The 12,867-nt window shown below is 71.6% G+C and carries 16 protein-coding genes; 11 read left to right on the forward strand and 5 right to left on the reverse strand.

Going from position 1 to position 12,867, the window contains the following annotated elements:
• Positions 1-28: 28 nt before the first annotated feature.
• Positions 29-1,099, forward strand: coding sequence for a hypothetical protein (locus tag FLV34_RS12205; protein ID WP_142650944.1), 1,071 nt, complete (start codon positions 29-31; stop codon positions 1,097-1,099).
• 68 nt (positions 1,100-1,167) lie between these two features.
• On the opposite strand, the gene FLV34_RS12210 is transcribed toward FLV34_RS12205, so the two are convergent.
• Both FLV34_RS12210 and FLV34_RS12215 read right to left on the reverse strand, forming a co-directional pair.
• Positions 1,168-2,727 carry a multicopper oxidase family protein gene (locus FLV34_RS12210; RefSeq protein ID WP_142650945.1) on the reverse strand — a complete coding sequence of 520 codons (1,560 nt, stop codon included), beginning with the start codon at positions 2,725-2,727 and terminating at the stop codon, positions 1,168-1,170.
• Positions 2,724-3,131, reverse strand: coding sequence for a hypothetical protein (locus tag FLV34_RS12215; RefSeq protein WP_142650946.1), 408 nt, complete (start codon positions 3,129-3,131; stop codon positions 2,724-2,726). Before FLV34_RS12215 ends, FLV34_RS12210 begins: the two co-directional genes overlap by 4 nt.
• On the opposite strand from FLV34_RS12215, the gene FLV34_RS40380 reads away from it, so the two are divergent.
• From FLV34_RS40380 to FLV34_RS12225, 3 genes are all read left to right on the forward strand, one after another.
• Positions 3,130-3,297, forward strand: coding sequence for a hypothetical protein (locus FLV34_RS40380; RefSeq protein ID WP_168066405.1), 168 nt, complete (start codon positions 3,130-3,132; stop codon positions 3,295-3,297). The two genes, FLV34_RS12215 and FLV34_RS40380, sit on opposite strands and share 2 nt — an antisense overlap.
• 82 nt (positions 3,298-3,379) lie before the next feature.
• Positions 3,380-4,546, forward strand: a complete 1,167-nt coding sequence (locus FLV34_RS12220) for a sensor histidine kinase (protein ID WP_260617477.1) — start codon at positions 3,380-3,382, stop codon at positions 4,544-4,546.
• Positions 4,543-5,205 carry a response regulator transcription factor gene (locus tag FLV34_RS12225; RefSeq protein ID WP_142650947.1) on the forward strand — a complete coding sequence of 221 codons (663 nt, stop codon included), beginning with the start codon at positions 4,543-4,545 and terminating at the stop codon, positions 5,203-5,205. Before FLV34_RS12220 ends, FLV34_RS12225 begins: the two co-directional genes overlap by 4 nt.
• A 125-nt stretch (positions 5,206-5,330) precedes the next feature.
• Here FLV34_RS12225 and FLV34_RS12230 read toward each other — a convergent pair whose 3' ends face one another.
• A complete protein-coding gene (locus tag FLV34_RS12230; protein WP_142650948.1) occupies positions 5,331-5,765 on the reverse strand; it encodes a CBS domain-containing protein in 435 nt (144 codons plus the stop codon).
• A 63-nt stretch (positions 5,766-5,828) separates the two neighbouring features.
• The gene (locus FLV34_RS12235) at positions 5,829-6,191 is read right to left on the reverse strand and encodes a hypothetical protein (protein WP_142650949.1); all 363 of its coding nucleotides are present in this window, start codon (positions 6,189-6,191) and stop codon (positions 5,829-5,831) included.
• An 88-nt stretch (positions 6,192-6,279) separates the two neighbouring features.
• Here FLV34_RS12235 and lhgO point away from each other — a divergent pair, with 88 nt between their 5' ends.
• The 7 genes from lhgO to FLV34_RS40390 all read left to right on the forward strand — a co-directional run bounded on the left by lhgO (position 6,280) and on the right by FLV34_RS40390 (position 10,907).
• Entirely contained in the window at positions 6,280-7,464 is a 1,185-nt protein-coding gene (lhgO, locus tag FLV34_RS12240) for an L-2-hydroxyglutarate oxidase (RefSeq protein ID WP_142650950.1), read from the forward strand.
• An 18-nt stretch (positions 7,465-7,482) separates the two neighbouring features.
• Entirely contained in the window at positions 7,483-8,205 is a 723-nt protein-coding gene (locus FLV34_RS12245; RefSeq protein WP_142650951.1) for a response regulator transcription factor, read from the forward strand.
• A 3-nt stretch (positions 8,206-8,208) separates the two neighbouring features.
• Positions 8,209-9,603, forward strand: coding sequence for a HAMP domain-containing sensor histidine kinase (locus FLV34_RS12250; RefSeq protein WP_315985186.1), 1,395 nt, complete (start codon positions 8,209-8,211; stop codon positions 9,601-9,603).
• 24 nt (positions 9,604-9,627) lie between these two features.
• The gene (locus FLV34_RS40385) at positions 9,628-9,795 is read left to right on the forward strand and encodes a hypothetical protein (RefSeq protein WP_187280612.1); all 168 of its coding nucleotides are present in this window, start codon (positions 9,628-9,630) and stop codon (positions 9,793-9,795) included.
• Positions 9,796-9,917: 122 nt separating this feature from the next.
• Positions 9,918-10,274, forward strand: a complete 357-nt coding sequence (locus tag FLV34_RS12255; protein WP_147943116.1) for a type II toxin-antitoxin system RelE/ParE family toxin — start codon at positions 9,918-9,920, stop codon at positions 10,272-10,274.
• The gene (locus FLV34_RS12260; RefSeq protein ID WP_147943117.1) at positions 10,271-10,570 is read left to right on the forward strand and encodes a helix-turn-helix domain-containing protein; all 300 of its coding nucleotides are present in this window, start codon (positions 10,271-10,273) and stop codon (positions 10,568-10,570) included. The genes FLV34_RS12255 and FLV34_RS12260 overlap by 4 nt, the downstream gene beginning before the upstream one ends.
• A 178-nt stretch (positions 10,571-10,748) precedes the next feature.
• The gene (locus tag FLV34_RS40390) at positions 10,749-10,907 is read left to right on the forward strand and encodes a hypothetical protein (protein WP_187280613.1); all 159 of its coding nucleotides are present in this window, start codon (positions 10,749-10,751) and stop codon (positions 10,905-10,907) included.
• Between the two features lie 148 nt (positions 10,908-11,055).
• Here the strand turns inward: FLV34_RS40390 and FLV34_RS12265 are convergent, their stop codons facing one another.
• Positions 11,056-12,756, reverse strand: a complete 1,701-nt coding sequence (locus FLV34_RS12265) for an efflux RND transporter periplasmic adaptor subunit (RefSeq protein WP_187280614.1) — start codon at positions 12,754-12,756, stop codon at positions 11,056-11,058.
• Positions 12,757-12,867 lie beyond the last annotated feature (111 nt).

The following is a 12,867-nucleotide window of genomic DNA, read 5'->3' on the forward strand; positions in this document are numbered from 1 at the left end:
CGCGGCGGGCATCGGGAATGATGGCCGCATGGGGAGCACGACGGGTCGAACGCGGACGAGCAGGATTCCGCGGGCGGCCCTGGCTCTCCTCGCGGTCGCGGGCCCGCTGCTTCCCGCACCGGCGACGGCAGCGCCGACCCAGATTCCGACGGCCGCGCGGGCGGACGACCGGGAGCGCATGCTGTTCCGGATCAGGGACGAGCGGATCAGTGAGTCGAGCGGCCTGGCGGTCTCGCCCACCCACAAGGGCATCGTCTACACGCACAACGACAGCGGCCACGGACCCCAGATCTACGCGATCGGCCCGGACGGCCGCACCCGGGCGACGTTCACGATCGGCAACGCCGAGGCCAGGGACTGGGAGGCCATCGCGGCCTCCACCGACCGCGCGACCGGGCGCGGTGTGCTGTGGATCGCCGACATCGGGGACAACCTGGACGGCGCCTGGCCGGACGTGTCCGTTTACAAGGTCGCCGAACCCCGGACGATGAAGGACGCGACACTGCGGGCGACGCGGTATCGCTTCCGCTACGCCGACGGCCCCCGCAACGCCGAGGGGGTGATGGTCGATCCCCGCACGGGCCGGCTGTACGTCGTCAGCAAGGAGTTCTCCGGGGGCGTCTACGCCGCTCCCGCGAAGCTGCGCACCGACAGGGTGAACGTGCTGCGCCGGGTGGGGCCCGCGCCCCTCATGGCCACCGACGCGGCGTACGCGCCCGACGGGTCGAGCTTCGTCATCCGCACGTACTTCTCGGCGTCCGTCTATCGCTCGCCCGGCAAGCTGATCGCGCACGTCACGATGCCGCCGCTGCGCCAGGCCGAGTCGATCGCGTACACGGCGGACGGCACGGCCCTGCTGACCGGGAGCGAGGGGGAGAACAGCCCGGTCTATCGGGTGCCGCTGCCCGCCGCCGCCCGGCCTGCTCCGTCGCCGACCCGGGCCCGTACCTCCTCCGCCCGGCCGAGGGCGGTCAAGGCGACGAGCGGGGCGGCCGCCGGGGACGGGGGCCTCGGCGTGCCGATGTCGGTGTTATGGGTGGCGGTCGCTCTCGGGGCGATCGGGATCATCGGGTTCGTCGCCTACCGCACGGGCCGCTGAGGGCCGTTGAGGGCCTCTGAGAGCCTTCGCTCGGGCCGGGGACGTCCTACGCGGACCGCTGGGGGCCTTCAAACGACCTCGAAATCGACCATCATCGCCATGTCCTCGTGTTCGAGGTTGTGGCAGTGCAGCATGTAGCGGCCCCGGTAGCCCTCGAAACGGACCAGGACGTCGACGACCTCGTAGGGGCGCACGTCCACCGTGTCCTTCCATCCGGCGTCGGTCGCCTCCGGTGGCCCGCCGTTCCGGGAGAGCACCCGGAACCGGGCCAGGTGGACGTGCACGGGGTGGTGGAAGTCGCTGGTGAACCTCCAGACCTCGCTGGTGTTCAGGCGCGGGGTGGCCAGCGGCCGCCCCGGCCGGAAGCTGCGTCCGTTGATCGTCCAGGATCCGCCGCCCCCCTGACCCGTACGGCGGAAGTCGAAGACGCGGGTGGCGACCGCCGTGTCGACCGCCGTGTCGACCGGCGTGTCGACCGGCTCGGCGGTCCGGGACAGCCGTTTCGGGATCGCGCTGTCGTCGGCGGCCCTGCGCCGAACGCGGAACCGCATGACGTCGCGTGCGGCGCCCGTGCCCAAGGTGTTGACCATGGTCACCTCGGCGCCGGCGGGGTGGCCGGAGAAGTCCACGACGACGTCGAAGCGTTCTCCCGGGGAGATGGTGATCGCGTCGTGCGTCACGGGAGCGGCCAGCAATCCCTGGTCGCTGCCGACCTGGACGAACCGGCCGCCGGGGGTCAGCCGCAGCCGGAAGCGGCGTGCGTTCGAGGCGTTGAGCAGCCGCAGGCGATATCGCGCCGCGTCGACCTCCAGAAAGGGCCAGGGTGCGCCGTTGACCAGGATGACGTCGCCCTCCACTCCCTCCATGAACGCGTCGTCCACACCCGGGCGCAGCAGCAGGGTCGGATCGAGGGACGGATAGCGGAACGAGCCGTCCTCCTCGAAGGCCCTGTCGCAGATCATCAGCGGGATGTCCCGCTCACCCTTCGGCAACGGCAGCGCGTCGTCCTCGTCGTCGCGGACGATGACGAAACCGGCCAGGCCGCGCCACACCTGCGGCGCGGTGAAGTCCATCCGATGGTCGTGATACCAGAGCGTGGCGGCACGCTGCTCCAGCGGATAGACGTAGTCTCTGGCCGCCTCGTGGAAGGTCCACTGCCGCAGGTCGTGGTGGGAGTGCTCGCCCTGGGGCGGGCGGAACCCCCGGCCCCGCGCGATCACCACGTCTGTGGGATAGCCGTCGGACTCCGGCGGGGTGACTCCTCCGTGCAGATGGGTCGAGGTGGGCGCGGACAGCTCGTTGCGGACCCGGATGACGGCAGGGCTGCCGGCTCTCAGGTCGAAGGTCGGCCCCGGGAACATGCCGTCGTAGCCCCAGATCTCGGTCGTGGTGCCGGGGATGATCTCCACTTCGGCCGCGCGCTGGACGACCTCGTAACGGCCGGGCCGTACGGGAACGGCGGTCGCGGGGATCGGCAGCGGCACGGCGAACCGGGCGGGCAGCGGCAACGCGCTCGTCAGGCTCTCACCGGCCACCTCGCGGCCCAACTCGTGGGTCAGGGCGCCGCAGCCGGCGACCGTGAGGCCGGCCCCGCCGAGCAGCCCGAGGAAACCACGACGGGAGATCATCGCGTCACCCGCCAGACCAGGGCCGTCAGCACGGTCGTGGCGCCGAAGACGGCCATGCCGAGCGGGAAGTGCACCGCCAGGACGCGCTCCTGCCCGGCCACGACCTGGAGGGTTTCCGCGGCCACGAGCCCGGCCGCGGCCAGGGCGGGCCACGCCGGTCCGCGGGCCGGCCGCCACAGCAGGATCGAGGCCACCAGCTGGAGATAGAGCGTGACGTGGGTGAACCCGCCGTTGGTGCGATGCCAGGCGAGCATGTCCACGTCACCCGTGACGAACAGCCCGGCGAAGACGGCCTGCGCGAGCACGCCGAACAGGTGCAGCACGGCGACCGACCGCAGCGGCCAGCCGATCCAGCCGGGTCCACGGCCGAGGTCCGCCCGCGGCGGAACAGGTGAGACGCTCATGCCCGGCATGCTGCTGCGGATCGCGCGGAAGATCGTCCGGCTGTGGTCGGGGCTCCGCCGTACATCCCGGGGTGTAGGACACGGCCACGCGGAGCACGCGTACGACCGGGGATGCAGGCGCGGGGTCGACCACAGGCGGGTGGGCGCGGCCCGCGTCGTGGCCTAGCGTGACAGACGTGCGACCGTGGAAGACCGCGCGACCGTGGCAGCCCGTGCGACCGTGGAAAACCGTGCGGCCTTGGAAAACCGTGCGGCTCTGGCAGACCGTGCCACCGTGGAAGGCCGTGCGGCCGTGGAAGGTCGATGCGCTGATCACCGCGGCCATGCTCACGCTCGGCGTCGCGGGCACGTACGGCAGGCTGTCGAGCTCGGGTCTCACGGAGCGGCCGCTTGACCCGCTCGGCCTCATGCTGATCGTGGTGGCGTCTCTGGTGCTCGTCCGGCGGCGCGGCGCTCCTGTGACGGTCGGCGTGGTCACGGTCGGGTGCGCCGTCGCCTACTACGGTGCGCGTTACCCGGGCATCTTCGCCGCCGGGCCCGCCCTGATCGCGATCTACACGGCGGCCACTCTGGGCCGGCGCCGCCTGGCGATCGGTCTGGGCATCGCGCTGGCAGCCGGCATCGCCGTCCCGGTCGCGCTGGCCGACGCCGATCCGGAGCCCGGCGGCCTCAGCCTGCTCAGCGGCTGGCTGGTGGCGATGGTGGTGCTCGGCGAGGTGACCAAGAACCGGCGCGCCTACCTCAGAGAGGTCGAACAACGGGCGATCCAGGCCGAACTCACCAGAGAGGAGGCCGCTCTGCGCAGGGCCGGGGAGGAGCGCCTGTGGATCGCCCAGGAGCTCCACGACACGCTCACGCACACCATCTCCGTCATCAACGTGCAGACCTCGGTCGCGTTGCAGACGCTGGAGCGGGATCCGGCCCTGACCCGCCGGGCGCTGCTCGCTGTGAAGGAGTCGGGCAAGGAGGCGATGCACGAGCTGCGCGCCACGCTGGGCGTCCTGCGCCAGGCCGACCCCGACGGCCCCGAGGTGGGGCTGGCCAGGCTGCCCCGGCTGGTGGACCGGGCCGAAGCGGCGGGGCTGCCGGTCACGACGCTGACCATCGGCACGCGCAGGGAGGTGCCCCCGGAGGTCGACCGGGCCGCCTACCGCATCGTGCAGGAGGCGTTCACCAACGTGCTGCGGCACGCCGGGGCCGCCTCCGTCACCGTGACGATCGAATACGCGGCTGACATGATCGAACTGAGCGTCGAGGACGACGGACAGACCACGACGGGGACGACGGACAACGGGATGGGGTTGATCGGAATGCGCGAGCGCGCGGTCGCCCTCGGCGGCTCGCTCACCGCCGGGCCGCGACCCGGGGGAGGCTTCGCCGTACGGGCCGAGCTGCCGACGGCGGCCGCCCCGTGATCCGGGTGCTGCTGGCCGACGACCAGCCGTTGATCCGCGCCGGGTTCCGGGCGCTGCTGGAGATGGCCGAGGACGTCACGGTCGTCGCGGAGGCGGGCAACGGCGGCGAGGCCGTCGAGCTGTGCCGCGCCCTGCGGCCCGACGTGGCGTTGCTCGACGTGCGGATGCCGCTGCTCGACGGCATCCAAGCCACGAGGAGGATCGGGGCCGACCCGGAGCTCGACTCGGTGCGCGTGGTCATCCTCACCAACTACGCCCTCGACGAGTACGTCTTCGCCGCCCTGCGCGCCGGGGCCAGCGGATTCCTGGTCAAGGACATCGAACCGGCCGACCTGCTGCAGTCGGTGCGGGTGGCGGCCAACGGCGAGGCGCTGCTGTCCCCCTCGGTCACCAGGCGGCTGATCGAGGAGTATGTCTCCACGCCGCCCAGGCCCGTGCCGGGGCCCGGCCTCGACCGGCTGACCGACCGGGAGCGCGAGGTCCTGTCGCTGGTCGCGACGGGGATGTCCAACGAGGAGATCGCCGGCCACCTCACGATCAGCCACGCCACCGTCAAGACCCACGTCAGCAGGGTGATGGCCAAGCTGGGCGCTCGTGATCGCGCCCAACTGGTGGTGCACGCCTACGAGTCCGGGCTGGTCACCCCGGGACGCCGCTAGCGGTGCGCGCTTGCCCTGAAGCGGGGACGCGGCGGGGCGTCGCTCGTGGTGCGGGGGCGGGCGGGGCAGGCGAAGGGCCGGTGCGGCCGTTCCCGGCGGCACCGGCCCGGAGATCGCCGCGACGGTCAGCTCCGCGCGTAGATGCGGTGCACGAACTCCGCGAGCTTGCTGTCGGGCAGTTCCTTGGCCAGATCGGCCTCGGTGATCATCCCGACGATGCGGTGGTTCTCGATCACCGGCATGCGCTTGATCTGGTGCTCCTCCATCTTCATCAGGGCGTCTTCGACGCTGGCGTTGGCGTCGACCCAGACGAGGCCGCGGGCGAGCTCGCCCGCCGTGGTCTGGTCGAGGTCCTTGCCCTCGGCGCAGCACTTGATCACGATGTCGCGGTCGGTGATGATGCCCTTGAGCCGGTCGTCGTCGCCGCAGATGGGAAGGGCGCCGACGTTCATGTCCCGCATCATCTCCGCGGCCCTGCGCAGGCTCTCGTGCTCGCCGATGCATTCCGCGCCCTCGTGCATAACCTGACCTGCGGTCTTGGTCGCTCCCTCTGTGGTCATGGCTAACCCCCGATTCCTTCTTTTAGGGTGACATGCCCCATATGTCCGAACTTAAGAGCGCAGTCACAGGCGAGGGAGGAAGTGCTCGCCGCGCAGGGCCCGTTCCACGAGCGCGACCGACTCGGCCAGCCGTACGAGCCGGGGGCCTTCCTGGCGGTAGGCGTCCAGGACGGCCTCGATCGCGTGCGGGGGCAGGTGCTCCTTCAGCTCCACCGCCGCGCCCCGGTATCCCTCCCGGGCCGCCTGGATCGAGGCCGCGACCTGCTGGCGGGCCATCCGGGCGAGCGCCAGCGGGTGGCGGCGCAGCACGCCGTACGCGCGATAGTCGGGCGGCACCGCGTCGAGCAGCCACGACACGGCCGAGACCTCCCAATCGGGGCTGCCAGGAGGGCGCACCTCCGGTGGCCAGCCGGGTGGCACGTACACTCCGCCATCATACCGAACACAGGTTCGATCACCGTGGAGCGGCTCCGGCTGCGAGAATGTCCGACATGCTGTCGACAACCACGCGGCCATGAGGATCGGGATCGTCGGCGCCGGGATCCTCGGTCTGGCCGTGGCCCGGCAGATGGCGCGGGCGGGCGCCGAGGTGACCGTCCTGGAGAAGGAGCCCCGGATCGCCGCCCACCAGACCGGGCACAACAGCGGGGTCGTGCACGCCGGGATCTACTACCAGCCCGGCTCGCTCAAGGCGACGCTGTGCCGGGAGGGCATGGCGATGCTGCGCGAATACTGCGCCGAGCACGGCCTGCCGTACGACGAGGTGGGCAAGCTCGTCGTGGCCTCCACCCGGGCCGAGCTGCCCGGTCTGCGCCGCATCGCCGAGCGGGCCAGGGAGAACGGCGTGCCCGGCATCGCCGAGCTCGACGCGATCGGCCTGCGTGAGGTCGAGCCGCACGCGGTCGGGGTCGCCGCCGTCCACTCGCCGCACACCGCGATCACCGACTTCTCCGCGGTCGCGCGCCGCCTCGCCGCCGACCTGGCCGAGGCGGGCGGGTCCGTACGGCTCTCGCGTCCCGTGCTCGCGATCAGGCAGACCACCGACGAGGTGGCGGTGGCGGCCGGGCCGGAGAGGCTCACCTTCGACCGGCTGATCTCCTGCGCGGGCCTCGGCACCGACCGTGTGGCGGACCTGGCGCGGGCGGGCGGTGACGTGCGGATCGTCCCGTTCCGCGGTGAGTACTACAGGCTCGCCGGGCCGGCACGCGGCCTGGTGAAAGGGCTCATCTATCCCGTGCCCGATCCCCGCTACCCGTTCCTCGGCGTCCACCTGACCCGCAGGATCGACGGGGAGGTCCTGGTCGGGCCCAACGCCGTGCCCGCGCTCGCCCTGGAGGGCTACTCCTGGGGGACGGCGTCGCTGCGCGACCTGCGGCGGATCGTCGCCTGGCCGGGCGCCCGGCGCATGGCGGCCGAGCACTGGCGCACCGGCCTGCGCGAGGTCTACGGCTCGCTGGCCAAGCGGGCCTTCGTGGCAGCCGCCCGGCGGTACGTGCCCGAGCTGGCCCCGGCCGACCTCGTACGCACCCAGGGCGGTGTGCGCGCCCAGGCCGTGGCACGCGACGGCAGGCTGCTCGACGACTTCGTCATCGACGTCCACGGGCGTATCGTGCTGGTGCGAAACGCGCCCTCACCTGCGGCGACGAGCAGCCTGGCGATCGCCCGGCACATCGCTTTAACGGTTCCCTTAACTTCCTAGGGCTAGAGTGCTGCCGACATGGTCGTTGAATCTCCCGAAGCCCGGCTGCTGATCGTCGAGGACGAGCCGAACATCCTCGAACTGCTCGCGGCCAGCCTCCGGTATGCCGGATTCGAGGTCCACACCGCGTCCAATGGCGGAGAGGCGGTGGCCGCGGCTCAGCGGCACCGGCCGGACCTGATCGTGCTCGACGTCATGCTGCCCGACATGGACGGGTTCGACATCGTACGCAGGCTGCGCAGTGGCGGAACCCTCACCCCTGTCGTCTTCCTCACCGCGCGCGACGCCACCGAGGACAAGATCCGGGGCCTGACGCTCGGCGGCGACGACTACGTGACCAAGCCGTTCAGCCTGGAGGAGGTCATCGCCAGGATCCGGGCCGTGCTGCGCCGCACCGCCGGAGACCCGATGATCACCCCGCCGCGGCTGACCTTCGCCGACATCGAGCTGGACGAGGAGTCCCACGAGGTCTGGCGCGGCGGCCGGGCCGTACCCCTGTCGCCGACGGAGTTCAAGCTGCTGCGTTACTTCATGTGCAACGCCGGCCGGGTGCTGTCCAAGGCGCAGATCCTCGACCACGTGTGGGACTACGACTTCCGCGGCGACGCCGGGATCGTCGAGTCGTACGTGTCGGTGTTGCGCCGCAAGCTCGACAACGCCCACTCCCGGCGCCACCCCCGGCTCATCCACACGCTGCGCGGCGTCGGCTACGTCATGCGGACACCACCCAGCGGCGCCTGAGCCGTGTCGGGGCGCACGCCGCTGCGGATCCGGCTCAGCGCGGCCATGCTCGCGCTGGTCGCGGTCGCCCTCGCGGTCATCGGCGTGGGCAGCGTCTCGGTGCTCCGCGACTACCTGATCACCCGCACCGACTGGAAGGTCGCCATCCTGGCCCACGAGGCGGAAAGACGGCTCGCCCAGGGCCCGGCGGCGTTCACCCGGATCAGGGTGCCGCCCGAGGGCCGAGTGGAGATCCGCGACGGCGCCGGCAAGACGCTGCTCGCGCAGGCCGGCGTCAGCGCGGAGACACTGCCGGGGCCCGGCGCCGTGACCTCCCGGGAGCCCGTGACGGTGACGGCGGTGTCGGGTGACGGCCAGTGGCGGGCCCGGGTGGTGCCCGTGAAGGGCGTCGGCACGGTCGTCGTCGCGGTGGACATGGCCTCGGTCACGCAGATCACCACCCGGCTCGCGCTCATCGAGGCGCTGGTCGGCGGTGCCCTGATGGTCCTGCTCGCCGTCGTCGGCGTCGTGATCGTACGGCGCAGCCTGCGGCCGCTGGCGGAGATCGAGGCGACCGCGGAGGCCATCGCCCGGGGAAACCTCGGCAGCCGGGTGCCCGACCGCGACCCGCGCACCGAGGTCGGGCGGCTCGCCCGCTCGCTGAACGGCATGCTCGCCCAGATCGAGGCGGCGTTCCAGGCCCGGGCGGCCTCCGAGGCCGCGGCCAGGGAGTCGGAGGCGCGCATGCGCCGCTTCGTGGCCGACGCCTCGCACGAACTGCGTACGCCGCTCACCTCGATCAGGGGCTTCGCCGAGTTCCACCGGCAGGTGCCGGACGCCGACACCACCCAGCTGATGTCGCGCATCGAGAGCGAGGCCGCCCGCATGGGCCTGCTGGTGGACGACCTCCTGCTGCTCGCCCGGCTCGACCAGCAGCGCCCCCTGCGTACGCAGCCCGTGGACCTGCTGGCCCTGGCGGGCGACGCGGTGCACGACGCCAGGACCCTCTGCCCCGACCGCGACGTGTCGCTGGTCGTCGAGGGGGACGCGGCGCTGATCGTCTCGGGGGACGAGGTGCGGCTGAGGCAGGTTGTGGGCAACCTGATGAACAACGCCACGACCCACACGCCCGAGGGAACGCCGATCACCGTGCGCGTCGGCAGCTCGGACGGCGCGGCGTTCATCGAGGTGGCCGACAAAGGGCCCGGTCTCACGCCCGAGCAGGCGGCGCGGGTCTTCGAGCGCTTCTACCGCGCCGACCCCTCCCGCACACGGCCGGCGGGCGGCAGCGGCCTCGGGCTCGCGATCGTGGAGTCACTCGTCAAGGCCCACGGAGGCGAGGTCGGCGTGGAGTCGGCCCCGGGCGCCGGCGCCGCCTTCCGCGTCACCCTCCCCCTCGCCTCCGAGGCCAACGCCTGATCGTGTGATTCCGCTGACCCCCGCGTGCTCTGGCGTGCAGGTTGGGGGGCGGAGGTCATCCGTACGGCCCTGCGTCGTGGCTGGGACCCCGCCCGGCCGGGCTGCGCCTTCCACCTCGACGTCACCGAGGACGACCTGACGGCCATGCTGGGCGTCCCGCCCGCCTACGAAGTCCCCTTCGCCCGCGACTAACCGCTTTCGCTGTCCGCTGTCTGAGACGCTGCCCGGGCGGAGTTAGGCGGGACACCAGGGGGCCGTCGCGGTAAGTGACGATATTGATGCGGATCGTGTTTCAAGCCCATAGCATTGATGCTATGGATTGGGGTACAGTCGAGCTAGAACCAGAGGTTCGGCGGTGGCTTGAAGGTCTGTCGGCCGCATCGTTCGCGAAGGTGGCGTTCTATGTCGATCTGCTCGCGGCGGAGGGGGCTCTGCTCGGGGAGCCTTACAGCAAGCAACTCGACGGCAAGTTACGCGAGCTGCGGTTCTATCTCAACGACATCGCGGTGCGAATCACCTACTGGATCGCACCCGGGCGCCGAATCGTGCTCTTGACGGTTTTCTATAAATTCAGGCCACGCGACGAGCGTGAGATAGATCGGGCGCGTCGGGCGCTGCGTCGCTGTATCGACGCGGCGCACACGGTGGATGAGGAAGAAGAAGCGGTATGAGCGAGCAGGAGAGCTGGCGGGAGCTCCGGGATCGCCGTATGGCCGAGCCCGGAGCGGTCGAAGCCTATGAGGCCGCGCGTCTCGCTTATGAACTGGGGAAGACGATCCGGGCGATGCGAGAGACGCGAGGCTGGAGCCAGAGTGATCTGGCTCGTGCCGCCGGCATGACCCAGTCGGCGGTGGCGCGGTTCGAGGCCGGAGGAACGGTTCCCACCCTGCCTGTCATCGAGCGTCTGGCGAGCGCTCTGGACGCGGATGTCGAGGTTCGCCTGACGCCCCGGGCTCCTGCGGCGTGACGCCCGCTGCCGAACAAGCGCTTCCCCGCGCCGTACCTCCCGTACGCGGCCATTCGGCGGTGGTGATCACGGACGTGTCAACCTCGCCCGATGGGAGATTCCTGAAGAGCCGTTACGAGTTCCCCAATCGGGAGCTACAGCCGTCGTTGTGGCTGTGGCAGGGTGACCGGCGGGGATTGTGAGCGTGGAGCGGCGGATCGAGCGGGACCTGCTGGAGGAGGCCCTGCAGGCCAACGAGAACGAGAGCGGTCCCATCTCGCGGCATCTGCGGGACCAGGCTGAGGAGTTGTTCCGAAGCGTGAAGTTCGCTCCGGAGTTGCTGAAGGAATGTGGATGACACGCGTGCGGGGACGGTCGTCCACGCCTCAGCGGGATGCGGCAAGGCGGTCCGGCCTCGTAGGCGTGCAGACCTTCTACGCGTGCAGACGCCGTCCAGGCGATACGGCTGCCAGAAGCAGGCCGCCGCACGCCTGGACGGCTGACGCTCAGTGGCCGTCGGACGGGGTGGTCGCCGCCGGGAAGCCCTCGTCGGGGAAGGCGGTGGCGGCGCCGGGCAGGACGACCTGGTCTCCTTCGGAGAGGCCGCCCGTGATCTGCACGTAGCTGTCGCCGCGCACGCCGACCTTGACCGTACGGCGCGTCTGGGTGCCGCCGTTCGCCACCGTGACCACGGCGGTGCCGTCGCCCTGGGTGCGTACGGCCTGGGAGGGGACGTAGAGCGCGTCGGCCGCCTCGCCGGTCGTCACCCGTACGGTGGCGCTCTGGCCCAGTAGCAGCCGGGCGGGGCGTTTGTTCAGGACGATCGTCACGCCGTAACGGACCAGGCGGTTGGTGGTGGTCGCGGTCGGGTCGATGTGGGAGACCGTTCCCGGGTATTCCTGCCCCGGCTGCGTGGGCAGTGTCACGGTGGCCGCCTGACCGACCTTGAGGAAGCGGACGTCCGACTCGGTGAACATCGCCTGCACCTGCAGGTCGTCGAGGTCGCCGAGGGTGATGAACGTGCCCGAGGTGTAGCGGGAGCCGGTGGTTCCCGCGATGGACAGGATCGTGCCGTCCGCCGGAGCCGTGATCTTCACGCCGTCGAGCGCTTCCTTGGCGTCGGCCAGCTCGGTCGTCGCCTGGCTGACCTGCGCCTCTGCCTGTGCCTCGGTGAGCCGGGCGCCGCCGCCCTGGCCGCCCCGACCCGCCTGGCCTCCCTGGCCGCCGCCGAAGCCGCCGCGCCCCTGCGCACCGCCGCCGAAGCCCGCACGCCCCTGGGCGCCGCCGCCCTGGCCCTGCGGGTTCTGTCCCTGCTGGTTCTGTCCCTGGCCGCCCTGCCCGGGTGCGCAGGAGGAGGAACCACCGGAGGGGTTCGGCGTGGCGGACGGATGCGCCGGTGGCGTGGGCGGGATCGAGACGCTCGTCCCGGGGTCCGGCGTGCTCGTGCCGCCCGTGGGGGCCGGATGGTGCGTCCAGGACGGTCTCGGATGCGGGTGGGGATGCGGGTGCGGGTGTGCCGTGACCGTCGGGGTGGGCCGGGGCGTGGAGCCGCCGTGATCACCACCCTGGTAGGCCACGAGCTCGATGCTCGCCGCGCTCGCGCCCGTGTTCGCCGAGGCCGCGGCCGGCCGATACGAAGGCCGGGCGGTCGCGGACGGCTGTGGCGAGGGCTGCGCGGGGCGCGTGGGCTCCTGCCCGGATGGCCGGGCGGAAGGGGTCGGGCAGGGGACAGGGCCGCCGCCGCCGGTCGTCCCGGCACCGGAGCCCGTAAAGCCCGAGCCGCCTCCGGAACCCGAGCCGCCCGCGCTCGGGACCGAGGCTCCGCTCGCGGTGGCGGTGCCGTTCTGCACGTTGTCGAGGGTCTCCTTGGCGGCGGCGAGCGCGGCCTTCGCGGCCTCGTAGTTCTCCTTGGCGATGGTGTCGTCGATCCGGGCGAGGACCTTGCCGCGGCGGACCTTCTGGCCGACCTTGACGTAGACCTTCTCGACCGTGCCCTCCGCTCCGAACGCGAGATCGCGCACGCCGTTGTCGACGGTGTTGCCGGCGGCCGAGACGTACGACGCGACCGTGCCCCGCTTGACCGAGGCGAGCGCTATCCGGTCGGCCACGGAGGTGTCGCCGCCGGTGGCGGAGATCACGGCGACGCTCGCGATGACGATCCCCGCCAGCGCGAGCCCTCCGACCCTGATGGGAGTGCTCGATCTCATGGCGGACATCCTGCTGACGTCACGTGACCGGTGGCTTGGCCGTACCTGAGAGTTGTCTGTAAATGCGCGTCCCGACCTGGACTGTCAGCAAACCCTCAGCATCGGCCTAGG

This window comes from Microbispora sp. CSR-4 (assembly GCF_008033685.1).
GTDB lineage: Bacteria > Actinomycetota > Actinomycetes > Streptosporangiales > Streptosporangiaceae > Microbispora.